The 24128-nt window shown below is 70.7% G+C and carries 24 protein-coding genes and 1 pseudogene; 16 read left to right on the top strand and 9 right to left on the bottom strand.

Features of this window, described 5'->3' with window-relative positions:
* Window positions 1-33 precede the first annotated feature (33 nt).
* On the bottom strand, window positions 34-423 hold the full coding sequence (locus ACGF0D_RS09805; protein ID WP_392914550.1) for a hypothetical protein: 390 nt from the start codon (window positions 421-423) through the stop codon (window positions 34-36).
* Between the two features lie 505 nt (window positions 424-928).
* Here ACGF0D_RS09805 and ACGF0D_RS09810 point away from each other — a divergent pair.
* The 3 genes and pseudogenes from ACGF0D_RS09810 to ACGF0D_RS09820 all read left to right on the top strand — a co-directional run.
* A pseudogene (locus tag ACGF0D_RS09810) lies at window positions 929-1195 on the top strand (alpha/beta fold hydrolase); the annotation flags it as partial.
* A 76-nt stretch (window positions 1196-1271) separates the two neighbouring features.
* Window positions 1272-1994 (top strand): response regulator transcription factor, encoded by a 723-nt coding sequence (locus tag ACGF0D_RS09815; protein ID WP_392914551.1) that lies wholly within the window; start codon window positions 1272-1274, stop codon window positions 1992-1994.
* Window positions 1994-3307, top strand: coding sequence for an ATP-binding protein (locus ACGF0D_RS09820; RefSeq protein ID WP_392914552.1), 1314 nt, complete (start codon window positions 1994-1996; stop codon window positions 3305-3307). Before ACGF0D_RS09815 ends, ACGF0D_RS09820 begins: the two co-directional genes overlap by 1 nt.
* Window positions 3308-3391: 84 nt before the next feature.
* Here ACGF0D_RS09820 and ACGF0D_RS09825 read toward each other — a convergent pair whose 3' ends face one another.
* Complete coding sequence (locus tag ACGF0D_RS09825; protein ID WP_392914553.1) at window positions 3392-4363, bottom strand: DUF4157 domain-containing protein; 972 nt, start codon at window positions 4361-4363, stop codon at window positions 3392-3394.
* Between ACGF0D_RS09825 and ACGF0D_RS09830 the strand changes: the two genes are divergently transcribed.
* The 3 genes from ACGF0D_RS09830 to ACGF0D_RS09840 all read left to right on the top strand — a co-directional run bounded on the left by ACGF0D_RS09830 (window position 4319) and on the right by ACGF0D_RS09840 (window position 5535).
* Window positions 4319-4609 carry a hypothetical protein gene (locus ACGF0D_RS09830; protein WP_392914554.1) on the top strand — a complete coding sequence of 97 codons (291 nt, stop codon included), beginning with the start codon at window positions 4319-4321 and terminating at the stop codon, window positions 4607-4609. The two genes, ACGF0D_RS09825 and ACGF0D_RS09830, sit on opposite strands and share 45 nt — an antisense overlap.
* 337 nt (window positions 4610-4946) lie before the next feature.
* Complete coding sequence (locus ACGF0D_RS09835) at window positions 4947-5258, top strand: hypothetical protein (RefSeq protein WP_392914555.1); 312 nt, start codon at window positions 4947-4949, stop codon at window positions 5256-5258.
* Between the two features lie 40 nt (window positions 5259-5298).
* On the top strand, window positions 5299-5535 hold the full coding sequence (locus ACGF0D_RS09840) for a hypothetical protein (protein WP_392914556.1): 237 nt from the start codon (window positions 5299-5301) through the stop codon (window positions 5533-5535).
* Window positions 5536-5774: 239 nt separating this feature from the next.
* Here the strand turns inward: ACGF0D_RS09840 and ACGF0D_RS09845 are convergent, their stop codons facing one another.
* Genes ACGF0D_RS09845 through ACGF0D_RS09855 form a run of 3 tightly spaced genes read right to left on the bottom strand, consistent with a single transcriptional unit; the run spans window position 5775 to window position 7089 of the window.
* Window positions 5775-6011, bottom strand: coding sequence for a hypothetical protein (locus ACGF0D_RS09845; protein WP_392880777.1), 237 nt, complete (start codon window positions 6009-6011; stop codon window positions 5775-5777).
* 37 nt (window positions 6012-6048) lie between these two features.
* Window positions 6049-6498 carry a hypothetical protein gene (locus ACGF0D_RS09850; RefSeq protein WP_392880779.1) on the bottom strand — a complete coding sequence of 150 codons (450 nt, stop codon included), beginning with the start codon at window positions 6496-6498 and terminating at the stop codon, window positions 6049-6051.
* Between the two features lie 39 nt (window positions 6499-6537).
* Window positions 6538-7089: a hypothetical protein gene (locus ACGF0D_RS09855; RefSeq protein ID WP_392914557.1), complete on the bottom strand. Its 552-nt coding sequence runs from the start codon at window positions 7087-7089 to the stop codon at window positions 6538-6540.
* A gap of 63 nt (window positions 7090-7152) precedes the next feature.
* On the opposite strand from ACGF0D_RS09855, the gene ACGF0D_RS09860 reads away from it, so the two are divergent.
* The gene (locus ACGF0D_RS09860; protein ID WP_392914558.1) at window positions 7153-7431 is read left to right on the top strand and encodes a hypothetical protein; all 279 of its coding nucleotides are present in this window, start codon (window positions 7153-7155) and stop codon (window positions 7429-7431) included.
* A gap of 35 nt (window positions 7432-7466) precedes the next feature.
* Here ACGF0D_RS09860 and ACGF0D_RS09865 read toward each other — a convergent pair whose 3' ends face one another.
* On the bottom strand, window positions 7467-8588 hold the full coding sequence (locus ACGF0D_RS09865) for an IS630 family transposase (RefSeq protein ID WP_392914559.1): 1122 nt from the start codon (window positions 8586-8588) through the stop codon (window positions 7467-7469).
* A gap of 990 nt (window positions 8589-9578) precedes the next feature.
* Here ACGF0D_RS09865 and ACGF0D_RS09870 point away from each other — a divergent pair.
* From ACGF0D_RS09870 to ACGF0D_RS09880, 3 genes are all read left to right on the top strand, one after another.
* A complete protein-coding gene (locus tag ACGF0D_RS09870; RefSeq protein ID WP_392914560.1) occupies window positions 9579-10646 on the top strand; it encodes a protein kinase family protein in 1068 nt (355 codons plus the stop codon).
* A 741-nt stretch (window positions 10647-11387) separates the two neighbouring features.
* Window positions 11388-11660, top strand: coding sequence for a hypothetical protein (locus tag ACGF0D_RS09875; RefSeq protein ID WP_392880791.1), 273 nt, complete (start codon window positions 11388-11390; stop codon window positions 11658-11660).
* A 475-nt stretch (window positions 11661-12135) separates the two neighbouring features.
* A complete protein-coding gene (locus ACGF0D_RS09880) occupies window positions 12136-13467 on the top strand; it encodes an NADH-quinone oxidoreductase subunit D (protein ID WP_392880793.1) in 1332 nt (443 codons plus the stop codon).
* A 94-nt stretch (window positions 13468-13561) separates the two neighbouring features.
* Here ACGF0D_RS09880 and ACGF0D_RS09885 read toward each other — a convergent pair whose 3' ends face one another.
* Window positions 13562-14086 (bottom strand): hypothetical protein, encoded by a 525-nt coding sequence (locus ACGF0D_RS09885; RefSeq protein ID WP_392880795.1) that lies wholly within the window; start codon window positions 14084-14086, stop codon window positions 13562-13564.
* A gap of 488 nt (window positions 14087-14574) precedes the next feature.
* On the opposite strand from ACGF0D_RS09885, the gene ACGF0D_RS09890 reads away from it, so the two are divergent.
* The 5 genes from ACGF0D_RS09890 (at window position 14575) to ACGF0D_RS09910 (ending at window position 20565) form a co-directional block, all read left to right on the top strand.
* Window positions 14575-14988, top strand: coding sequence for a hypothetical protein (locus tag ACGF0D_RS09890; protein WP_392914561.1), 414 nt, complete (start codon window positions 14575-14577; stop codon window positions 14986-14988).
* A 176-nt stretch (window positions 14989-15164) separates the two neighbouring features.
* Window positions 15165-17498: a protein translocase subunit SecD gene (secD, locus tag ACGF0D_RS09895; protein ID WP_392914562.1), complete on the top strand. Its 2334-nt coding sequence runs from the start codon at window positions 15165-15167 to the stop codon at window positions 17496-17498.
* 701 nt (window positions 17499-18199) lie between these two features.
* Window positions 18200-19375: a hypothetical protein gene (locus ACGF0D_RS09900; RefSeq protein ID WP_392914563.1), complete on the top strand. Its 1176-nt coding sequence runs from the start codon at window positions 18200-18202 to the stop codon at window positions 19373-19375.
* A gap of 78 nt (window positions 19376-19453) precedes the next feature.
* Complete coding sequence (locus ACGF0D_RS09905) at window positions 19454-19903, top strand: hypothetical protein (RefSeq protein ID WP_392914564.1); 450 nt, start codon at window positions 19454-19456, stop codon at window positions 19901-19903.
* A 152-nt stretch (window positions 19904-20055) separates the two neighbouring features.
* On the top strand, window positions 20056-20565 hold the full coding sequence (locus ACGF0D_RS09910; protein WP_392914565.1) for a hypothetical protein: 510 nt from the start codon (window positions 20056-20058) through the stop codon (window positions 20563-20565).
* 354 nt (window positions 20566-20919) lie between these two features.
* Here the strand turns inward: ACGF0D_RS09910 and ACGF0D_RS09915 are convergent, their stop codons facing one another.
* Together ACGF0D_RS09915 and ACGF0D_RS09920 are read right to left on the bottom strand one after the other, a co-directional pair.
* A complete protein-coding gene (locus tag ACGF0D_RS09915) occupies window positions 20920-22023 on the bottom strand; it encodes an acyl-CoA dehydrogenase (RefSeq protein WP_392914566.1) in 1104 nt (367 codons plus the stop codon).
* Window positions 22024-22419: 396 nt separating this feature from the next.
* Window positions 22420-23019, bottom strand: coding sequence for a TetR/AcrR family transcriptional regulator (locus ACGF0D_RS09920; RefSeq protein ID WP_392914567.1), 600 nt, complete (start codon window positions 23017-23019; stop codon window positions 22420-22422).
* A gap of 154 nt (window positions 23020-23173) precedes the next feature.
* Here ACGF0D_RS09920 and ACGF0D_RS09925 point away from each other — a divergent pair, with 154 nt between their 5' ends.
* Window positions 23174-24034, top strand: coding sequence for an enoyl-CoA hydratase/isomerase family protein (locus ACGF0D_RS09925; protein ID WP_392914568.1), 861 nt, complete (start codon window positions 23174-23176; stop codon window positions 24032-24034).
* Window positions 24035-24128: the final 94 nt, after the last annotated feature.

The raw sequence follows: 24128 nt of genomic DNA on the forward strand, positions 1-24128 counted from the left end.
GGCGCCTTCACACTGGGCGCGAAGCCGCCAACGTTACTTCTGGGCTTCGCAATAGGCCCCCTTCTCCTTGAGCTCCACCAGGATCTTGTCGATGGTTGCCGTGGGCAGATCCTGCAGGTCCTTGTCCTTCTTGGCCGCATCCTCGATCCTCTTCAGGAGCTTCTTCTGCTCGTCAGCCGAGGTCTTCGTCAGGGGGCCGTTCATGACTTCGGCGTCGACGATCCTCTGGAGCGCCTTGAGCTGGGCGTCGGTGAGATGACCGTCTCCCTTGCGTGCGGTGTTCTCCTTCTCCATCTCCGCGTTGACGCAGGTGACGATCTTCTCCCGTTGCGTCTTCCCGTCCACCGCCGAGGCGTGGGCGGGACTGCAGAGCAGGAGGGCAGTGGCCGCCATGAGGGTCGCGGCCGGGCGATGCAGATTCATTCCGTTCCTCCGAGATCGCCGGACGTTGCCGTCCGGGCATTTCCGCGCTTGAAGAAGTGTGTTGAGCGCTGACCGGGGCCGAAGATGTCAGGACGCGTGACATCCGACCGGGTGGGTGCGTGATGCGGGCCATCCTGCCACCCCTCGGGGACGAGAAGGGTGATCGACTCCATCTGGCCGAATGCCTGACAGCAGGTGCCGGCTGTCCGCTCCTACCTCGATCCCGGTTCCGGGCGCCCTGCGGCGATGTGCCGCTGGAGCGGCCGTGGTGACTGATTGCCGGCCGGTCGGACCGCCCCGCGACCGAGGCCCGGCCGCCGCCGGGGGAGCGGCTCGCCGGGCCCCGGCTCGGGGGCGTACATCTCCTGCGGGTTCTTACACGCCTTTGCCGTCGCTCTGCCGGGCGGCTGACGGGCGCCCGGCAGAGTCGTGCCCACACCGACCGCAGGACGCATGGAGGGCACGGCGATGACCGAGCCGGGGCACCGCCCGCCCGCAGCCGACCGACCTCAGGAACCTGCCCGACGTGCCCGTCCTGGTGCTTTCCGGAGACCTCGACACCAATACCCCCGAGGTCAACTCCCGCCTGTCGGCGGCCCAGTTCCGCCACAGCGCGTTCGTCTCGGTACCCAACAGCGGACACCTCCCGGAGATGGAGTCCACCGGCTGCGCCCTGGAGATCTCCAGCCGCTTCATCCGCACCGGGGAGGTCGGCGACACCTCCTGCCTGTCCGCGATCCCGCCGGTCACCGTCGTCCCCGTCCCGCGCTGACCCGCTGACCAGCTGACCCGCTGACCGGCCACCCCCGACCGGCATGACCACGCCCGCCACCAGCGAAGATGATGCCATGACAGATCCCATCGTCGACGCCCGGCGTACCGTCCTGGTCGTCGAGGACGACCCCGGCGTCCGCAGTACCCTCGACCACCTGCTGCGCTTCGAGGGTTACCGGGTGCTCACCACCGCCGACGGCCAGGAGGCCCTGGAACTCCTGGAGCACCGGCGCCCCGACCTCGCGCTGGTGGACGTGGTCATGCCCCGCCTCGACGGCCTCGCGCTGTGCCGGATGCTGCGCCGGCGCGGCGACCGCCTGCCCATCCTGGTCCTCACCGCCCGCCACCAGCTCGGCGACCGGGTCGCCGGGCTGGACGCGGGCGCCGACGACTACCTCGCCAAACCCTTCGCCACCGAGGAACTGCTGGCCCGGATACGCGCCCTGCTGCGCCGCACCGAGCCGCCCCGCGCCGAGGACGGCGACGGCACCGACAGTGCCCACCTCGCCCTCGCCGACCTCGCCCTGGACCCCGCCGCCCGCCTGGCCCACCGCGGCACACGCCGACTCGACCTGACCAAGACCGAGTTCGACCTGCTGGAACTGCTCCTGCGCAACCAGGGCGCCGTCCTGACCCGTCATCAGATCTACCAGCGCATCTGGGGCTACGACTTCGACACCGACTCGCGCTCGCTCGACGTCTACGTCGGCTACCTGCGGCGCAAGACCGAGGAGGACGGCGAGCCCCGGCTGATCCACACCGTGCGCAACGTCGGCTACACCGTCAGGACCGTCTGATGCTGCGCACCAGGATCGGCCTCGTGGTCCTCGCCTCCGTCCTGCTGGCGATCGCCGTGCCCGTCACCGCTGCCTACCGCGGCGTCAGCACCCTGGTCTCCGACCAGCTCGACCGGAGCCTCCAGGACCGGGCCCACACCGTGCTCGCCGCCCTGGACCTCGGCCGCCTGCCGCCCGCCAGGCCCGACACCGTCGAACAGCTGCTGCCCGCCGACGGCACCGCACGCCCGCTGACCCCGGGCGGTCCCGCACTGCCGGTCTCGGCCCGCGCCCTGGAGGTGGCCCGCACCGGGCAGGGCTCCCACCAGGAGGACGCCACCGTCGACGGCACCTCCTACGGCGTGCTCACACAGGCCCGCCCGGACGGGCGGGGCGCGGTGATGGTCGGCCAGACCTACGCCGGGGTCACCGAGGTCGACGAGGCGTTCCTGCAACGGATCACCGTCACCAGCGCGGCGGCCGCGGCCTCCTGCGCCCTGCTCAGCTGGCTCGTCCTCGGCCGGATCCTGCGCCCGGTGCGGCGCCTGGCCGCCGCCGCCGAACACATCACCACCACCCGCGACCTGGCCACCCCGCTGCCCGCCGCCGGGCGCGACGAGATCGGCGGCCTCACCCGGGCCTTCGAGTCGATGGTCGGCGCGCTGCGCCGCTCCCGCGAGCAGCAGCAGCGCCTGGTCCAGGACGCCAGCCACGAGCTGCGCACCCCGCTGACCTCGGTGCGCGGCTGCGCCGAACTCCTCCAGCGCGCCCGCGGCCGGCTCGCCCCCGAAGACGAGGAGCAGATCCTCGCCACCCTGGTCAACGAGACCGTCGCGCTCGACGAAATCGTGCGCGAGCTCGTCGAGTTGGCCACCGACCGGCAGACCGCGGAGGACCCGGAACCGCTCGACCTGCCGGCCGCCGCCGAGGACAGCGCCCGGCGATTCCACCGCCGAACCGGCCGCGAGATCGCCGTCACCGTCGAGGACCCGGTACCGGTGCTGGCCCGCCCGCGCGCCCTGCAACGCTGCGTGGACAACCTGGTGGGCAACGCCGTCAAGTTCAGCCCGGACGGCACCCCGGTGGAGATCCGGATCACCGGCACCCGGCTGACCGTGCGCGACCACGGGCCCGGCATCGCCCCCGGCGACCGGCAGGCCGTCTTCGAGCGCTTCTTCCGCGCCGCCGGCACCCAGGCCACCCCGGGCTCGGGGCTGGGGCTGGCCATCGTCCACGACCTCGTCGCCGCCGACCACGGCACCGTCTTCGCGACCGCCGCCCCCGGCGGCGGCGCCGAGGTCGGCTTCCACCTGCCGCCCGCCCCTGAGCAGTGACCACCCGTCGGGGAGCCGTCGCCGCTCGCCCCGTGCCGTGAGGACCTCGGTGCGGGGCGATGGGAACTGTCCGACGATCGGCGGCTACCTGGATTCCTCGTTGATCCTGCGCATGACCTGCAGATACTTCTGGAACAGGTTCCACATGTGAGTCTTCGTCGTTCCGACCCAGGCGTTGAGCGCGTCCTGCTTCTTCTTCCCCCTCATCCCGTTCTCCTGTGTCTTCCTCCGGTAGGCGTCCTGGTCGAAGATCTTCGCCTCGAGGTCGGCGACGGTCGTCACGTCGGTCACGGACACCACCATCTGCTCTTCCTCCCAGGCGACGCCGTAGTGCACGGTGGCGGCCGCGTGCCGCATGGCCCGGACGAACTCTCCGTAGACCTGGGAGTTCGCGTCACCGGCCCGGCCGGCACCACCCCCCACCACGGCCTGCGCCGATTCGTACTCCTCGTTCGCCCGCAGTCTCTTCGCCTGCTCCGCGAGCGTCTGCAGCTCGTCGATCAGGCCACCGACCGCCTGCTGCGCGTCCGGACGGTCGGACGGCAGGTTCTCGTTCTGTTCCCTGAGCTTCGGGATGAGGCTGATCATCGCGTCCCCGAGGGCGTTGAACAGGTGGTCGCCCTGCTTGGGGCCGTCCACGGGCTTGCCTTTCGCGGCATCTCCTTTCGAGGACCCTTGACCGCTGTTCTTCTTGCCCATCCGCTGGACCGGTCCCGGGGCCGTTCCCGCGCGCGGTGTCCGCTGGACCGCGGTCTCACCGGCGTTCGCGCGCATGACCCGGGTCGCGTTGGCCTCCGCTTCGCGTTCGAAGCGGTCGGAGGGGTCGGAGACCTTCAGGCCCGCTCCGTTGTCGGTGCCGGCAACGGAGCCCTGGCGCTGTTGGATGACGTGGGTGAGTTCGTGGGCGAGAGTGTGCTGGTCGCCGCCGCCGTCGCCGAGGACGATGTGACTCCCGCTGGTGTAGGCGTGAGCACCGATCTCGGCGGCGGAAGCCCTGGCGGCACCGTCGTCATGGACGCGGACATCGGTGAAGTCGGCGCCGAAGCGGTTCTCCATGTCGGTGCGGGTGGCCTCGTCGAGGGGCCGTCCGGCGGTGCGCAGGACGGCATGGACGGAGGAGCGCTGCACCGCGGGCGCGGAGTGCGCGGCCTGCCAGTCGTCGAGGCCACCACCGTGCCCTGGTCGCCGCCTGTCGTCGAGGAGTCCGGCCCGGCGCATCATCTGAACGACGGCGGCGTTGCCGGCCGAAGCCTGCAGTCCGAGGAGTCCCTGATCAGGGGTCAGCCCCGGGGCGGGCGTTGAGGAGGAGCGCGAGGCAGGCCGCTGAGCGGGTTTGCGCCGGCCGGTCTCACGGCCATGGTCGTGTACGGGCATGGGCACACTCCGGTATCCGATGTCACTACCCGGACAGCACAACAGCCCGAGCGTGAACCCACCATGCCGAGAGGGGCAGTGTTCGTGTACCAGCTGATACGCCCGGGGTGCCCACAAGGGCGGCGGGGAAGGAACGTCAGGCCGCCCGCGCCGGCGGTGCGGTGCGGGAGCCGGCCGGGGACGACCGCGCCCCGGCCGGCCCCCGACGGCACAACGGCGGTGGCGCTTGCGGCGGGAAGCCGCCAGCAGGATCAGGCCGCCGTCGATGACGAGCGCGGCGATGCCGGTGGTGAGGGCGATCTGGCTGCCGGTGCTGGCCAGGATGCCGCCGCCCGAGGACGGCTGGCTGGGCTGGCCGGTGGGCGCCGGGCTGCTGTCACCGTTCGGGCCGGTGCTCGCACCAGGGCTCTGCGTGGGCGAGCCGGTCGGTGCCGGGGTCGAGGTGTGGACCGTGACGGTCGCGGTGCACTCGCCGACGGTCGCCGCGGGCGGGCAGTTGCCGCCGGGTCGGTCCGCCGTGACGGTGTTGCGCAGGGTGTGGTCCCCGGCGGCCGGGTTGTGGAGCGTGACGCTGTAGGTCAGCTTGGCGGTGGCGCCGGTGGCACCGTGTTCTGCGGTTGCTCTTCGTCCCCGGCCTGGCCCCGGCACAACTGGCCCAGGCAGTCGATCGCATCAAGAGCGGGATCAGTGCAGCGGGACTGCTGAGCGAATGGAGCGGTGACCGTCACGTCGCTGTCGACATCCCACCCGATACGGACGCATCTCAGCTGTTCGAAATCATGGAACGCGAGGTGACGGAAGGCCGAGCGTTCTGGGAGTGGGCCGATGCCATGCCGTTCTCCGCCCCCAGCTGAGCCGACCCGTCAGTCTCGCCTTCTTCCGAACCGAACTCCGCTCCTCTATGTCGCAATTCCACCTGAGCTTCCTTGGGTTCGCCCAGGCGATACTTCAGAATCTCTGAACTCGCGGAAGATCCAGTTCTCCGCTTTCTGCTGAGCGCCCGGTGAAAGACGGCGCCCACGAGAAGGGCGGGGTGGAGCATGAAGGCGGCCGCCTCCGCCGCAAGCACCCGGTCCCACCGCCTTCTCTGAACCTACTGCCGAGCCTTGCTCGTGGCCACGATGTCGATGGCGACTCGGAGCGGTGTCTCCGCGTTCCCCAGTAGTGCCCGGGTGATTGCGATCGCCTGGATGACGCTCATCCCGCGCTTGGCCAGGAGGGTCTGAACAGCCTCCATTCCATCGCTCTCTAGGACTGGCCGGGACTCCTCGACAATCGCGGCCAAGCGTGCGGCTTCCTCGGGACGTAGTCCGATCACGTGGTCAAACACGACTGCTTCCTTCCCATGCTGATCCGGTGGGTTGTACTCACGTCTCATTGGAGCTGACTACTGCGCTCAGAGCCTTCACGGCGTCATCGTATTGATGGCGGTCGAAATGGAACGGACCGAATCCCGAGTAGTCGCGTGCCTTGCGGTGGGGCTGTTCGAAGGAGTCCCAGGTCACGTGGTCAGATTCCACTGTGATGCTGGCCATCAGCGGCCAGCATCCCCACTCGCCGCATTCACAGCCGAGCACGGGCGTCTTCGGCCCCATGGCTCCGGTGGACTGTCCGTGGAAATGGTCTTCCATCGGGCCGAACCGAAAGAACTGCGGGATAAGTCCACCGTAGGCGTCTCCGGCTGGCTGCATCCCGGCATCCGTTTCGAACTGGTCGATCAAGTTGGTGAGTGGTATTCGGTCGATGCACGGGACGACCTCGAGCACGCCACGTTCAGCGTGGCGTCGGCAGTCGAAGTGGATATCCTGGTTGGTCATATTCTGATTGTCTTCTCTGCACTGGTCTGGCTGGTGCTGTCAGCGCTGGTGGTAGAGCTCGTGGTAAGTGCGAAATTCGAAGAAGCGCAGGCCGTCAAACTCGGCCCCGGACTCGATTTCCTGCAGAGTCCAGGGGCGGTCGGAGTAGTCGTCAGTCGCGACGCCTCCGTGCTCAAGCAGCAGTGCGACCAGTTGGTGGACCTCCGCGGTTCCATCGATCCGCGCGGAGATGTCGATCTGGACTGCCCAGGTTGGCTGGTGACCGAGGGCCGCTTCGACGGCCGCCACGTCGTCGGGATCCCAGTCGGAGAAGAGGTAGCCGGTCTGCTCATCGTCGATGTCGATGTAGAGGCCGCCAGCCAGAACCCACGGCTTGCGCTGCTGGGGCAAATGCCGATCGAGTGAGGCAACGGTCTCAGCTCGCTCACCTGTAGGGAAGACGAACACGGTGCGCATGGGTGGAGCGTAGGTGGTACAGGTTCTCCGCGGCCATGGATATTCAGAGCGCGCCTCCTGGAGCAGGGTGCGGATGCCGTCGATGGGGATCGGGCGGTCCTCCAGCCCGATCTTGTGCTGGAACAGCAGCGGCATGGCCGGGCGCTCAGTGCTCTGACCGGGAACGTTCACCGGTTGGGCCCGGGGTAGCCTGCGCCCGTGAAGGTCTATCCCCTCTGGCACATCAGCCACCAGAACGAAGCCGGCCCCAACGACGAGGCGATTCACCTCGACGACGGGGGCGTGTTCATCGACGAGCAGGACGGCGACGACGTCAAGTTGCTCGGCATCTACTCCTCCGAGGCCGCCGTCGAAGAGCGGATGCGCCGCGCGCGTCTTCTACCGGGCTTCGCCGACGAGCCAGACTGCTTCCAGATCGGAGAGTATGACCTCGATGAGGACCACTGGACCGAGGGCTTCGTCCGCGTGCCGGTCTAGGTCTTCGGGTGAGCGATCCTGCCGAGGCGGGCCATTCACGCCGCTTCGGTGAGCGTCCTTCCTCCCCAGCGGAGGCCCTTCTCGCTGCGAATACGGGCGCGCTCTCTGTGCTGGGCTGTGAGGACGTCGGGGTGGCGGGCGTTGGCGTTGCGCCAGCGCAGGTAGGCGTGCAGCGCGCGGGTCTGGACCGTGTGGTTCGGATGGTTCGAGTTGGCGAGCGTGAACTGCCGCAGCGGTCCGAAGTGCGCCTCGATCGGGTTGGCCCAGGAGGTGTTGGTCGGGGTGAAGCAGAGGTGGACGTTGTTGTTCTTCGCCCAGCGCAGGATCCTCTTGCCGTTGTGGGCGGACAGGTTGTCCAAGATCACGTAGACCGGAGCGCCGTCCGGCCGCGCGGCCCGGATCGACCTGAGCGCGGCCAGGGAGTTCGTCGTGCCCTTGCGACGGCGGTTGACGTCCCAGAGTTTGTCGTCGCCGACCGAGTAGCAGCCATGGAAGTACGTGACACCGTGGGTCCGCTTGTAGGTCGCCGGCAGCCGGTTCGGCCGTCCCTGTTCGGCCCAGCAGCTGCCCGCAGTGGGGCGGATGCCGAGCGGGCCGAACTCGTCGAACGCGAACGTGCGGTCCGGGAAGCGTTCCAGGATGAGCTCGATCCGGTCGAGTTTGGCGTCGTACTCGGGGTCGGTGGACTTCTTCCACGTCTTGGTGCGCTGGAAGGTGACGCCTCGCCGGGCGAGTAGGCAGCGCAGGGCCTCACGGTCGATGCGGATCACCCGACCGTGGACTTTGCGCAGGTAGGCCAGGAGTTTGCGGATGGACCAGCGGGTGAAAGGCTGGCCGAGCTTGGTCGGGCGGGTGGTGGCCGTCTGGACGACGAAGTCCTCGTCGTCAAGGTTGAGTAGGCGGGGACGGCCTCCCGCCCACCGAGGGTCCAAGCAGGCCAAGCCGATCTCGTTGAACCGGTGGATCAGGTCCCGCACCGTGTCCTCGTCTGCCTGCACAAGCTGGGCGATGACCGGGACCCGGTTGCCGCCGGCCGAGGCCAGCAGCATCATCGCCCGCCGATACCGCACCGAGTTGGTGCTGCCCCGACGCACGATCCTCTGTAACTGCTGGCCTTCTTGGTCCGTGAGCCTGCGGGCCCTGACCGGCTCTGCCATCGTGCCCCCTCCCGAGCTGAACGTCTCGCGACATCCAACCGGCCGAGGGCCCGCCAGCGCCAACCCGGCGAACCTATGCGGTCACAGCACTCAGCTCCTCGAGGCGCACTCCGGTCATGTGCAGGACCTCGACCGCAGCCCAGCCCCAGAACGAGTTGCTCTCCTCGCGGGCAAGGTTCCGGCGCCGACCTGTCCCGGGTTCCTCGGCCCAGAGGTGGGGCGGGTGCCGCTTGAGGACCGCGCGCTGCAGCGTCTGGCCGCCGGCGGTGAACAACCTCGTCGGGCCGGACACGTCCGGCGGCCTCCAGACGGGCCGCGGCGGCCCTGCGGTTCCGGTCGACGGCTTCGACGAGGGCCGGGAGGACGGGCAAGCGCTCGTGGGTGCGCTGGTCCATCCGGGCCTTGCGGCGAGCCTTCATCTTGTGGTGTTGAATGTCGTCGACGCGGACCGGGCAGGGGGCCGCCCACGGGCCCCAGTGGGAGGGCTCGTCGAGCGCCCATCGCGCGAGGTCCAGGTAGAAGGCCCGCACCGTCATGAGGCTGTCGGATGCGGTTGCCCGCTCCACCGTGGACTCCACGATGTTGCCGCGCTCGTTGGTGGTGCGGACCGCGCGGGTTTGAAGCCGCCTCTTCCGGGCCGCGGCGATGTCGGGAGCGGTCCGGAGCGAGTCGATGCCGGGGTGGTGGTTCTCCAGGTCCTTCCAGAACCACAGTGCCAGCGCGGTTGTCAGTCCGGTCAGAGTGTTGTAGTCGGCCGGGGGCTGACGTTCCATCAGATAGTGGGCCCTGATGGAGATCCAGAGGGCGACCAGGGCAATGACCTCCGGCAGAGGCCGACCGGTCGGCGTCGCACGTCGTGCGGGCAACGGCCCGCCAACGGCAGATCAGATGCCGAGCGGTTTTGCGGTCCGAGGGAGACCTTGGCGGCGGGAGTCGATTACGTTTGAGCGATCACCGACGCCCTGGTCCCGGGGCACAGAGGAGCCGTCGATGCGCCACGAATCTCAGCACGACGCACGTCTGGCCGCCTACGGGACCGTTGCTACCCGCCTGTCCCTGCTGAGCGACCGGCGTCTCGGCGAGATCGTGGCGTCCGCTCCTCCGGTCGGATCCGGTATCGGCGGCAGGTCGGCGGAGCTGGACATCGACGGGACGCGGGTCTTCGTCAAGAGGGTGCCGTTGACGGACGTCGAGACCGAGCCGGAGAACATCCGGTCCACGGCGAACCTCTTCGGTCTGCCGATGTTCTACCAGTACGGAGTGGGCTCGGCCGGGTTCGGTGCCTGGCGAGAGCTGGCCGTCCACATCATGACCACCAATTGGGTCCTCGGGAAGGAGTACGAGGGCTTTCCCCTGATGTACCACTGGCGGGTCCTGCCCGACTCCCCTCCCGAGGGCTTCGTGGACGAGTTCGGGGGCATCGACGGAGCGGTTGCCTACTGGGAAGGCTCGCAGGCCGTACGCGAGCGACTGGAAGCCATCGGCCGATCCTCCCGCAGCCTGGTGCTGTTTTTGGAACACCTGCCGCAGACACTCCGCACGTGGTTGCACGAGCACGGGGAGACTGCGGTGGCCACTGGCGGCGGCTCTCCTGCGTGGGCGGAGGATGCTTTGGCGCGGGGCACGGCGTTCATGAGCTCTCACGGACTCGTGCACTTCGACGCCCACTTCAACAACCTGCTGACCGACGGCAGGCTGATCTACTTCGCGGACTTCGGACTGGCCCTGAGCTCAGGCTTCGAACTCTCAGCAGCAGAGTGGCAGTTCTTCTCGGACCATCTCGGGTACGACCGCTACCACACCGCGAGCCATCTGATCCGCCACCTCGTCGACCGCGTCCGGGGCGGCATGGAAGCAGACGTGTTCCTTCAGGAGTGGATCGCAGGTCGAAGGCCCGAGGCTGTTCCGCCGGAGATCGCTGTGATCGTCGAACGGCATGCCCGGGCCAGCGTCGTCCTGGACGGCTTTCACCGCCGGCTGCTGTCGGAGAGCAAGCAGACTCCGTTCCCCGGTGCCGAGCTCAACCGCGTCGCAGACGCCGGTGAGGCATCGCGCTGACATTCGGAGGAGCGGGATCCCTGGTACTCCAGCACCTGGACACTCCGTTCCGGTCGAGAAGGTCACTCGATCAGTGGCTCCCAATCTCGCGGAAAAACCTTGAGCACGATCAATTACATCCGCGTCACGAACGGCCCAACCAGGGGCCGACTCTCACCGGAGACGTGGTGCCCATATGACCCGATGAATCACCCTGTCCGTCGCGCCGGTCAGGTGACCGGCTCGGGTGCCGGTACAGGCCCCGGCATCGGCCCAGGGTGAGGCCCCGGTTCCGGCGCGGGCACAGGGGGCGGCTGCGGATCGGGCTGCGGAGGAGTCGGCGGTACCGGGTCGGGGCCACCCGGTGCGGGAACCGGGCCGGGCACGGGCACGGGCTCCGGTCCGCCGGTCCGCCGGGGCCCGGCGCCGGTGTCGGGTTGGGCGGCACCGGATCGTTCGGAGGTGTACCCATCCTCTCGCTCCTTCCGGTTCAACGTGTCCGCCGGTGAACGCCGCGTGAGCGCGATCGCCCGCGCGGAGTCAGCTACGCCCGGTCGGTGGTCGGAGCCGTCGGTCGTTGCCGGCACCGACGAGGCATGCATCGACAGCGACACTTCGGAAAAGGCGTCGACGCCGGGGACTGCCTTGGCGCCGCCCGTGTCTTCACGGTAGAGCGGGCTTCTCGCAGCGGCAGGTCGGCTCGGCCGCCCCCGCCGAGTATGGCGGCTGGCGCCGAGGCGCTGGTCACGCGAGCATCGGGCCATGACGGAATCCGAGCTTCCACCGGTGAGCCACGACGCCCACTACCTCGGCGCGACAGCCCACCTCTACGGCTGGCAGGTCACGCGCGAGCAGGACGGGGCGATGCGGTTCTCACTGTTCGACTGGACGCTGCGGGTGGCATTCTCCCCGGACGGCCGGTTCTCGTCCGCCAGAGCGAACGGTCCCGGCAGCACGGACACCCGACTGGACCTACGGACCGTGATCGACGCGCTCGAGGAGTACGGCAGCCCTGCACTGCCCAAGGAGTCCTGAATCGCCGGTACTCGGCCGACGCCGACGCCCGCCCCGATCGGAAGGACGAGGCGGGGAACCGTAACCGGCACGCAGGCGCCCGCTACGGCCTGCCCTGAGGCGTGATGAATCGCCGATCCTGTGGCAGCCAGTCGATGTGCCCCGCCTCTCGCGTCCCGGCAAGCCGCTGCGCCCCGGCTGCGCGGTCCCGCCGGACCTTCGGCGCGGCGCGTGCCGATCATGAAAGCGGTCTGTCTGGCCCGTTACCCGTGACTGTTCCGCAGTATGGCCGTGGCCGGTGCGTTGCCGGTCAGGCCGGGTGTTCACGGCAGATGTGCGAGATCCTGGACGTGAGCGGTCCGCGCCGCCGAGTCGGGCCCGTGTGGCCGGCGCGAAGGCCGGCCTGCCGAGACCGCGGCCCGTCGCGCCCGATCGTGCGCCGCGGCACAGGCGCACGGACCGTGACCGACGGACCCGGGCGGAGGTCGTACGGCTGATGAGCGGCATCGAGCACGAGTCGGCAGGAGCGCGGGACACGACCGAGGGCCGCGTCTACACCGTCACCGGTGGCGACTGGGAGGAGGTCGCCGCCGCGCAGCGACGGGTGGACGACGAGCGGATCATCGTCAACATGGGTCCGCAGCACCCGTCCACCCACGGCGTGCTGCGCCTGGTCCTGGAGATCGACGGCGAGACGGTGAAGGAGGCCCGCTGCGGCATCGGCTACCTCCACACCGGCATCGAGAAGAACATGGAGTTCCGCAGCTGGGTCCAGGGCACCACCTTCGTGACCCGGATGGACTACCTGACCCCGCTGTTCAACGAGACGGCCTACTGCCTGGCGGTGGAGAAGCTGCTCGGGATCACCGAGCAGGTCCCGGACCGGGCCGGCGTCATCCGGGTGATGATGATGGAGCTCAACCGGATCTCCTCGCACCTGGTGGCACTGGCCGCCGGCGGGATGGAGATCGGCTCCACCACACTGATGGTCTACGGCTTCCGGGACCGCGAGGTCGTCCTGGACGTCTTCGAGCTGGTGACGGGCCTGCGCATGAACCACGGCTACGTCCGGCCGGGCGGCCTCGCGCAGGACCTGCCCCCGGGGGCGCCGGACCAGATCCGCGAGGCGGTCAGGCTGCTGCGCTCGCGGATCCCGGAGTACGACAAGCTGGCGACCCACAACCCCGCCTTCAAGGCCCGACTGGTCGACGTCGGCTTCCTGGACCTGCCCGGCTGCCTGGCCCTCGGCGCCACCGGGCCGATCCTGCGGGCCACCGGCCTGCCGCACGACCTGCGCAAGAGCGACCCGTACTGCGGCTACGAGACCTACGAGTTCGACGTCGCGGTGGCCGATACCGCGGACTCCTACGGCCGGTTCCTGATCCGGCTGGAGGAGATGCGCCAGTCGCTGCGGATCGTCGAGCAGTGCCTCGACCGGCTGGCTCCCGGCCCGGTCATGGTGGCCGACAAGAAGATCGCCTGGCCCGCCCAACTGGCCGTCGGACCAGACGGGTTGGGCAACTCCCTCGACCACATCCGCAAGATCATGGGCGAGTCCATGGAGGCGCTGATCCACCACTTCAAGCTGGTGACGGAGGGCTTCCGCGTCCCGGCGGGGCAGGCGTACGTGGCGGTCGAGTCCGCCAGGGGCGAGCTGGGCGTGCACGTCGTCTCCGACGGCGGCACGCGGCCGTACCGGGTGCACTTCCGCGATCCGTCGTTCACCAACCTGCAGGCGGTGGCGGCGATGTGCGAGGGCGGGCAGGTCGCGGACGTCATCGTCTCCGTGGCGAGCATCGACCCGGTGATGGGGGGCGTGGACCGATGAGAACCGGCGCACCGCGGACGCGCCGTTACTCAGGTTGAGCTCGTGGTGTCGGGCCCCGGCATCCGCCGGATGGCAGCCGGGGCCGACGTACCACTCAACAGTAGGAACCAGGGCTGTCGGTCAGCATCCCCACCGCGGCGAGGATTTCGGCGTGACCAAGGAAGTGCAAGGCGACCTCCAAGCCGTCGGCGCCTCCTTCGGAGGCGGCCATGCCAATCGCGGACACGGCCCCGCCGCCTCCAAGGTGGCCTGGCTCAAGCCCGTGCAGAGTGCAGAGCCATTCATGTGCCGCAGAAAGGTAGGCCGCCCAGTCGTCGTAGTCCGCAAGGTCCAAGCCACTCAGTCGGCTGAGCCAGGCATCGACATGAGCCTGCAGGACGACCTCCAACTGGCGGAAGTCGTGCACCCATCCACACCGCTGCCCGACGCTTTTATCCGCGCGTACGACCGAATGGAAGTCCTTCGTCCAGGCCTCGGCCGCTCCGAGATGGCCCTCGCACACTGTCACCGTCACCGCCGGACCTGAACCCGCAACACTGTCCTCAGCGGAATCGAACCCATCGACAATGACCACGGGGACCTCATCACAGCGATGGATCGCCCGCAACACATCACTCACTCGCAACCCCCTGTCGAACCAGCAAACCGCGCAAGGCTAGACCACACGCCGTCAGGGCAACTGTTCGGCGAGCATCTTCGTCGTTGCCTGGGCGTCGGCAACGACGTCGCACACCACCGGCGCGCAGCCCGTTCCGGCCGCGGCGGGCGGGAGTTCCGTCAGGATCCTGGCGGCGCGGCCGGCGGACTCGGCCGGGTCGTGGGTGTGCCGGATGGTGTGGTGGTCGACGGCGACGTCGCGACCCGGGGCGCTGACGGTTCGTCACCGGTTCGGGAAAGTGACCGCCTGCCCCGGTTCGGCCGCGCGGGCGGCACAGCAGGGGAGACCCACTGACGGAGAGCACCGCGTAAGCCCCCGCCGGACGGTGAACCCGGCTCCGGCCGGTCCGCTCCGCCGCCCGAACCTCCCCGCGCGGCGGCGCCGTCGCCTAGAGTGAGATCTTCTTGCGGACGGGACCGGGTGACGGCACGAGCGGGGAGGGGGCCGGAGTGGAACGACACGTACGTCGTACCGCGGCGGCCGCGCTGTCCTGCGCGTTCCTCGTGGCCTGGGCCGTCTGCCAGGTTCTCCTCGGCACGGCGACGGGCGCGGCGCAGCCGGCCCCCGGCGCGCCGCCTGCCGTCGTCACCCCGGCCGCCGTACGGCTCGGCCCGGCGGGCACGGAGGTCCGGCGCACCGCGGACCGCCCCCGCTCCGACGTCGTCCAGCGGCAGACGGCTGCCGCCGAGCCCGGCGTCCGGCTGCCCGCGCTCCCGCCGGCCGCGCTCCCGGCCGCCCGGACGGACGCCCCCCGGCCCCGGCTCGGGGTGTACGCCCCGGGGCCGCGCCAGGAGCGGGCGCCGCCGTCCGACCACTACGACCCCCGCCACACCCGCGGTCCCCCCTCCACCCGGTCCAGCTGACGTCCCACCACGCCCGCCGACCCGGGTGTCGCGGCCTGCCCGCGGCCCGGACGGGAGGACTCCGGCCACCGTGCCCGGAGCGTTCCCGGCGGCGCGCCGTCCCCTCGCGTCCGCCCGTCCCGGGTGCGGCGTCCCCCGCGGACGCCCGGCTCCCGCGGACCGCCCGTGGAGTACCCATGTCTACTCGCCGTGCCGTGTTCTGGCGCGCGCTCGTCGCGCTCGCCGTCGTCGGTGTCTCGCTCTACGTCGCCCTGACCACCCCGCCCCGCCTCGGCCTCGACCTGCGCGGCGGCACCCGGATCGTCCTGGAGACCCAGGACTCGCCCACCGTCCGCGCCGACGCGGACGCCACCGACCGGGCGTTGGAGGTGCTGCGCCGCCGGGTCGACGGGCTCGGCGTCGCCGAACCCTCGCTCGCCCGCGCCGGGGAGCGGCGCATCGTCGTCGAACTCCCCGGCGTCCAGGACCCCCGCGAGGCCGCCGGGGTCATCGGCCGCACCGCCCAGCTCACCTTCCACCCCGTCACCGCGGCCGCCGACGGCCCGGCCGGACCCCCCGCGGCGGACGGCTCCCGGGTCCTCGCCGACCCCGGCCTCCCCGGCGGCCACCTGCGGCTGGGCCCGCCGGTGCTGACCGGCGACGGCGTCAAGGACGCCTCGGCCGTCCTCGACACCCGGACGGGCCTCGGCTGGAGCATCGACCTCTCCTTCCGCGGCGCGGCCGGCGACGCCTGGGCCCGGCTCACCGGGGAGGCGGCGTGCGCCGCGCCGGCCGACCCCGCCCGCCGGGTCGCCATCGTGCTCGACGACCGCGTCCTGTCCGCCCCCGGCGTCCAGGACAGCGTGCCCTGCGGGCAGGGGATCACCGGCGGTTCGACGCAGATCACCGGCGGCTTCTCGGCCGACGAGGCCCGCGACCTCGCCGCCCTGGTCAAGGGCGGCGCCCTGCCCGTCCCGGTGACGGTGATCGAGCAGAGCACCGTCGGCCCCACCCTCGGCGCCGAGGCGATCCGGGCCAGCGCCCTGGCCGCGGTCGTCGGCCTGCTGTGCACCGGGGCCTTCATCATCGCGGTCTACCGCCTGCTCGGCGTGCTGGCCACCGTCGCGCTCGCCCTCTACGGACTGATCTCGTACGCCGCCGTGGTCGCGCTCGGCGCGACGCTCACCCTGCCCGGGCTGGCCGGCTTCGTGCTCGCCATCGGCATGGCGGTGGACGCCAACGTGCTGGTCTTCGAACGGGCCAGGGAGGAGTACACCGCGCCCCGGGCGGCCGGCCCCGGCAAGGAGCGCGACCTGCGGCGCCCGCTCCGCGTCGGGTTCGCGAAGGCATGGAGCGCGGTGGCCGACTCCAACGTGACGACGCTGCTCGCCGCCGGGCTGCTCTTCGTGTTCGCCACCGGCCCGGTCAAGGGCTTCGGGGTGACGCTCTCGATCGGCGTGCTGGCCTCGATGTTCTCGGCCATGCTGATCACCCGGCTGCTCGCCGAGTGGGCGGTGCGCCGGCCCGCCGTCGCCCGGCGGCCCACCCTGACCGGCATGGCCACCGTCGGCCGGCTCCGGACCCGGCTGACCCGGCGGCCGCCCCGGCTGATGCGCCACCGGCGGCGCTGGCTGGGCGCCTGCGCCGGCCTGCTGCTGCTCGCCCTGGCCGGGATCGGCGGGCGCGGCCTGGACCTCGGCGTCGAGTTCACCGGTGGCCGGGTGGCGCAGTACACCGCCGCGCAGCGGGTCGACGCGGACGCCGCCCGCGCGGCGGTGGTCGACGCCGGCTTCCCGCAGGCCGTGGTGCAGACCACCGGCGACACCGGCGTGTCCGTCCGCACCAAGGAGGCCGGCGACGACCAGCAGCAGCGCATCCGGGAGGCGCTCACCGGCGTCACCGGCGAGCTGTCCGTGGAGCGCGACGAGCTGATCGGGCCGAGCCTCGGCAGCGAGCTGCGCGGCTACGCGCTGGCCGCGCTCGGGCTCGCGGTCGCCGCCCAGCTGCTCTACCTCACGATCCGCTTCCGGTGGACCTTCGCGGCCGCCGCGGTGATCGCGATGGCGCAGGACCTGCTGCTCGTCCTCGGCCTCTTCGCCTGGTTGGGCAAGCCGGTGGACAGTGTCTTCCTCGCCTCGCTGCTCACCATCGTCGGGTACTCGGTCAACGACACGGTCGTGGTCCTGGACCGGCTGCGCGAGCTGCGCCGGACCGGGACGAAGGCGAGCTGGGCGGACCTCGCGGACCGCGCCGTGGCGCAGACCCTCCCCCGGACGGTGAACACCGGTATGGGGGCGCTGTTCGTCCTGGTGGCACTGGCGGTCCTCGGCGGCGACTCGCTGGCCGACTTCTCGGTGGCGCTGCTGGCCGGCGTCCTGATGGGCACGGCGTCGACGGTGTTCACCGCGATGCCGGTGGTTGTGCTGCTCCAGGGGCGGTCCCCGGAGCGGCAGCGGGAGACCGGGGAGGCACGGGCGCCGTACGCGGCGGGCGCGGCGCGGGCGCGCGACCGCAACGGGGCGGTGGTCTGAGCGGCGCTGGCTCGGTGGGGTGGCCGTGCGTTTCGCGACCGGCCGGCCGAGTGCGGTCGGCCGGCCGGTCGCTGGGGAGGGTTGTGGCGCGCTGACCGCACCATGGGGGCTCGAGCGGATTGTCGTACCGGGCGGGGGAGGCTCGACCGGGCCGCCGGATTGTGGCCGCAACCATGATCACGCCAAGGCGGGCAGTCGGTCGCGACGACCCCTGATCCGATCCGTCGGTCGGTTGGCGAACGTTGACCTGGGGCCCGGACCGCAACAGATCCGGGCCCCAGGGGCTACTCCTGGGAGGGGCTGGCGCAGGGAAGGGTGCTGTTCGCCGTCGCGCAAGCAGTCCTCGTCCAGCGCCCGGGCGAGCAGTCGGTCGATGTCGCGCGGGTCTTGGCCGCGTCCAGGCCGTCGTAGAAGAGCTCGACGTCGTCGCGGACCGGGGCATTCGGGGTGCTGACGGTGCGGGCGCCGTGGCCGGGGTTCTTCCCTGGTCACGGCGCCTTTCGGCGTTCCGGGGCGGGTCGCGAAAAATTTCTTCGAACCCGGCTGCAACCCCCCGGCGGGATGGACGTCTATCAGGGTGAGAGGCGGGGAGAGCGAGCCGGCGAAGCCGGGGGGCTCGGGCCGGCTCCTCGGGGCGCGACAGTGGGCGCCCGCTCATCCGATCGAAACCACCATCACCGTGTCCTCGGGGGGACTGTCACATGAACGCGTCCGTTATCGCCCGTATTGCGAAGATCGTTCCGCTGGCCGTCGTCGCCGCCGCCGGTGTCGCCGCCTGCGGCCCGACCAACGGCGGATCGTCCGTCGCCGCCTCCGCCCCCTCGGTCAGCTCCTCGGCCACCCCCGGCGCGGGCGCCGTCCCGACCACCCCCGCCCCGGCCGACACCACCCCGGCCGCGCCGACCACCGCCACGCCCGCCGCCGAGGCCCCGGCCGAGCAGGCCCCCGCGGCCGTGCCCGCCAAGACCGACACCAAGGCCGCCACCAAGCCCACCGCGAAGCCCCCCACCAAGGCCCCGGCCAAGCCCGCCGGCGGCATCGGGATCACCTTCAACGGCCTCCACCAGGGCCAGAAGATCCAGGTCGGCAACCAGGTCTCGTTCTCGGTCACCTGGAAGAACAACGACCCCTCGGGCACCCGCAGCGTGGCCCCGGTGGTCGCCACCCAGCAGTACGAAGGCGCGCAGTGCCAGCGGATACTCGCCATGGCACAGGGCACCCTGGAGCGCAAGGACACCTCCGGCTGGAAGGCCATGCCCTCACTCAGCCAGGGCGGCGGCACGGACTACGCCGGCACCGGCAACGACGCGGCCTTCACCCTGGCCGCGGGCGAGAGCCGCACCGTCGAGTACCGGATGGTGCTCGACGCGAGCAACCAGCCGGGCCGGCTGCTCGTCGAAGCCGACGCCGTCACACCGTCCACCTACCAGGTGCTCACCAAGGGCACCGTGACCACCTCGGTCGTCGACAGCCACCGCCCGGCCGTGGCCTCCGCCTCCAAGCCCTCCCCGCTCGTCATCGGCACAACCCCCACCGAGTTCACCTTCAACATCACCTCGCCCGACGGCCCGCACCGGCTGCGCCCGACCGTGTACCTGTCCCTGCCCGCCAGCCAGGGCCTGACCGGGCAGGACGTCACCGTCGAGGCCAAGATCGGCAACGAGTGGAAGTCCTTCGAAGTGACCGAGGACTGCAACGGACGGCTCGGCGTCGCACCGGCCCAGCTGGACGGCGCGATGAACGGCAACCCGGTCACGTACACCTTCCGAGTCGGCCTCAAGCGAACCCCCACCGCGCCCGTCGGAATCGAGGTCGGCGCCGCCTCGGACGGCCACTACGGCGCCGTCACCACCCTGCACCCCACCATCCAGCACTGACACCGCAAGCCCGCACCTGACGCCGAACGGCCCGGCCTCCCACCGCTCGCGGGAGGCCTGGCCCTTCGCGGCCCGGTGGTGCTGTGGTGGGGTCGCTGTGCCGCTCTAACCAGGGCCCTGAACGACGCCACCGGCAAGCCCGCCGTGCACTTCGACGAGCGCGACCTCCGGCGGCCCGCGTTCCTTCCGGAGAACTACTACCCCTACCCCGCGGGCAGGATGGTCCACCTGCCCGGCCTGGCTCCGCTCCCGACCGACATCCCGCCCTGGGCCAGCGGATACCGGCTGGGAACCGGGCCCGAACAGGGGTCCCTGATCATCAGCCAGACCCTCCGGAACAGCACACCGCCGGTCGGCCGGGCCGCCGTCGTCAAGGGCCACCCTGCGACCATCACGCCACCGGACTCCAACGGCGCGCCCCGTTCGGTGACATGGTCCGACGGGACGTACACCTTCGTCGTCACCACCGGTGGTCCGCCGCGGCTCTCGGACGAGGAACTCGTCCACGTCGCAGAGAGCCTCGGGTAGCTGACACCACCGCGAAGCCTGGTGGGGTCGTTCTGCGACCGACCCCACCAGAGCGTCGGCTCGGGCCTGGGTGCCGAACCGTGCGCAAGCCGCACCGATCCCCCAACGGGAGCGGTACGTTGGCGCTGCCGACTACGAGGAGAACCACCGACGTGACCATCGACCAGGCTGCCCTCGGCAGCGCCGTGAAGGCCGTCGTCGCGGCCGCGCGCGACGATGACGTGGCTGCGCTGTACCAGGCCGTGATGCCGCCGACGGGCGTGGACACCCCTCCGGACGAGGTCGCCCAGTGGTTCGGGTTGCTCCTTGTCCATCTGGCACTCACCGCCGCGAACGCTTCGAAGCTCGGGCAGGGCTGCTCCCGGGAGGCCGTGTCGGTGTGGATCGGGGAGACGCTGGGCCCTGTGCCCACCCCGGCGCTGTTCCGTGCCGAGGATCCTGTCCGCATCGACCACGTCGAGGCGGTGAGCGCCGCGGCGGACTACTCCCGGTGTCACGAGTACGCCGTCGACCTGGTCCGGTTGGGCCTGACCGACCCGGATGCGGCACCGGACGAGCGGGGCGTCGACGCCCACTGCGCGGTGACGAACGACAAGAAGACGCGGATCATCGTGATGGCGATGCTCGGCCGCCTCGCCGCCGATTCCGACGGGCGAGGTTGACGGCGCGGCTTCTGTGGTGCGCGGGCGCCGGGCCGCCGGTGCCAGTCCGGTGCCGTGGGCTCGGGGGCTCCGTCAACGTCGACGAACACGCCGAAGGTCTCGATCGAGGTAACCACCCCCGAGCGTTCTTCGCCACGACGGAGTGCCGCCAGGAACTCCTTGAGAGCCGGGGAAGGACCCGGATAGGTCACGGCTGTGACCCTAGGCCACCCCTCCTTCAGTGGGCGACCGGCTCGTCTTGGTGAAGCGGACGTTCGCGCCCTGGCGGATCGCGAGGTGGCCCAGGGCCGGGACGGCGCGTGCCCTCCCGACCCGCCCACGCCGCAATCCGGAGGCGTCGATGCCGGGCGCGAATCAGACGACGGTGAGCGGTCCGCCCGCCAGGTACGCCGCCAGCGGGCCGCTCGCCCGGAGCCGTGCCGGCGGCCGCAGGGCCAGGTCGTTGGCGCGGCCGGCGAGGTGGGCGACCTCGTCGGCGCCGACGGAGCCGAGGTCGGCGAGGAGTTCCGTCGCGCGCGGGATCACCCGGTAGAGGGTGTCCTGCACGCTGTACCGGGTGTAGAGGGCGTCGGCGAGGATCGAGGTATCCGCGGCGCCGTCGTCGATCCGGCGGGCGACGCCCTCCGCGGCCGCCATCGCGGCCTCGGTCTCCACCAGCAGTCGCACCCGCTCGGACTCCGGCACCCGGGTGTCGAGCAGCACCTGCTCGACCAGCGCGCTCGCGGCCCCCAGGCAACCGGCCGTCGTCAGCAGCTGGTACTGGGCGAGGCCCGTGGTCAGCGCGGCTTCGAGGTGTCCGTCCAGGGCGGAGGACCGCACCAGCAGGTCGGGCGGTACGGCGACACCGTCCAGGGTGACCCGCTCGTTGTCCGCTCGGTCCACGTTCAGGCCGTCACTTTCGGCGGGCAGCAGCGCTACCGCCGTTTCCTCGCCCTTGCCGTCCGAGCGCGGGACGGTGACGGCGGCCATGAGGAGGTCCATCGAGGAGGCCAGACCGCCCGGGCGCGCCGCGCCGCTGACTCGCACCAGGTCGGACTCAGCCACGGCTGTCACCGCCGGGGAGAGGATCCCGGCGCCGTAGTGTTCCTCGGAGAACGCGAACGCCATGAGGCGATCGCTGGTGACCACACCCTCGACGAGCTGCGGCAGCATGCTGTCGCCGACGGAGGCCAAGGCGAGCAGGACGGCCAGCGAGAAGTGGTGCGCGGCGGTGGCCGAGGCCACGGACGGCGTCCGGGCGCCCAGGGCGCGCTGCACTCGTAGGGCGTCCAACGTGGTGGCGCCCCGCCCCTGTTGCGAGGCCGGCGCCAACAGCGCGGCGCCGCCGCTCTCGCGGAAGAATCGAATGCCGGGGCTGCCCGTGCCCTCCAACTCCATGAGCGGCACCGCCCGCAGGGCCTCGTCCAAGCCCGGCAACAGCTTCGCCACCGCGGCGCGTTCCCGTTCCAGAAACCGCATCTGTTCCCCCAACTCCCCAAGTCGACGCTCCCGGGCCCGCCCACGGACCCAGGTGACGAACGGTGGTCGTCCCACCGCCCCGGAGCCGGCCGACCCCACCACGCAATCTATCCGTGCGGTGGCAGGCGCACCGCCCACTCGCGCGACTTGACCGGTGGGAGCGTCATTCCGAACGTGCCGCATGCCCTCTGCCGGAGCCCGGGCCCGGGCGGACGGGCCGGCGCCCGGATGACTCCAGCGCGGGTCCGTCGCTGCTGGAGGCCCTTCGGAGGGAGGTTCGCGACACCCGTACCTGGGAGACGCAGTACCAGATCATCATGGCTCTCGGGACGTGCGGCCACCGACCTGCGCTCGGTCTGAAGCCGCCGCGCCGGCCCTTTACAACGGAGCGTCCGTCTACTGGCATGCAGGGGTCGAGAAGGCAGCGAACGCAGCGTCCAGCAGTCTGCCGAGGTCCTCTTGGCCGTCGCTCGCACTCCATTGCCCGAGGACGATCCACAGGACTTCGAGCGCCGCCGCTACGCGAACGTTGGCGATGACCGATGACCCGTCGGTCGAGGAGGTCGTCTTCTGCAGTCGGGCGACGATCTCCGGTCGCCATTCAGCCTGCTTCTCGCGGAGGCGTGCGCACAGGGCGGGGGTCTGCTCAATGAGGCCGAGGATCGTCACGAGTTCCTGAACGTCGCCCACGAGGAACCTCACGGCTGACTCCAGGGCGTTGCGCAGCCTGCTCCAGTCGTCCTGGTTGGCCCGCTCGGCATCGAGCGCGTCGGTGATGACGCCACCGACAGGGTCGAAGACGAACAGGACCACGTCTTCCTTGGTGCCGAAGTAGCGCAGGAAGGTGCTCCGTGACACTCCGGCGGCTTCGGAGAGGTCGGCGAAGGTGACCTGGTTGAAGCCGGTGAGGCAGAACCGGTTGAACGCGACGCGGGCCAGCTCTGCTCGCACCGCGTGGCGGCTGATCTCACGGGTACCGACTGGCGCTGCACTCATGGGGACGAGTGTACTCCGACACACTCGTTTGCTTCTTCGGATACAGGTTTCTAATCTGATACTCAGTGTCAGTCGCGATGCTGAGATTCGCGACGCTGTCCCCAGCCGGCGGCCCGGTCACGGACCGTCCCTTGCCGCGATATGGAGCCACCTCATGAGCTACGAAGACCTTCCCGCCCTGACGATCGACATCTCGGACGGGGTCGCGACGGTGACAATCGATCACCCGCCGCTCAATCTGATGGACGCGGTCCTCCTGCCGTCACTCCGGGCATTCGTCGCACGTGTGCGGGACGACGCCGACGTCCGCGTCATTGTCTTCGAGAGCGCTGACCCGGAGTTCTTCGTTGCGCACGGTGACATGGCGTACCTCACCGACCCTGACGCGCTGCCTGCAGCCACTCGCGCTGCGATCGCGGCCGCGCCGGGCTCGACCGTCCCGGAGGGCCTGAACATCCTCCAGGCGATGAGCGAGGAGGTCCGCTCGCTGCCGCAGGTCACCATCGGCAAGCTGGCGGGCTTCGCGCGCGGCGCGGGCAACGAGTTCTTCATGTACCTGGACATGCGATTCGCGGCCATCGGTAAGTCGGGGCAGGGGCAGCCGGAGTCCTTGATGGGGATCCTCCCCGGAGGCGGCGGCACGGTGAATATGACGCGCCTGGCGGGAAGGGCCCGTGCGCTGGAGCTCATCCTCGGCGCCGAACTCGTGGGTGCGGAGCTCGCGGAACGGTACGGCCTGATCAACCGTGCCCTGCCCGCCGCAGAACTCGATTCCTTCGTCGACACCCTCGCCCGACGGATCGCCGGCCTCCGGCCGGAGGTGATCTCCATCACGAAGGCCGCGGTCGACGCGGTCGCGCCGCCGATTCCGCGTGCGGCGTACGCCGTTGAGAACGAGGGCCTGTTCGCGGCGTTCGGCGATGAGGTCACCGAACTCGCCCACAAGCTGCTCGCCGCTGGTATCCAGACCCGCGAGGGCGAACGGGACCACGAGCGCATCGCCAACAGCATCTGAGCGCCCAAGCTCTCGCCATCCGTGCGCAGAGGCTCCGTGGGAAGAGTTCCTCGGCCATTGCCGGGGACGACGGCCGGCCGACCATCGGTACCCC

Source organism: Kitasatospora sp. NPDC048298 (genome assembly GCF_043201465.1).
Taxonomy (GTDB): domain Bacteria; phylum Actinomycetota; class Actinomycetes; order Streptomycetales; family Streptomycetaceae; genus Kitasatospora.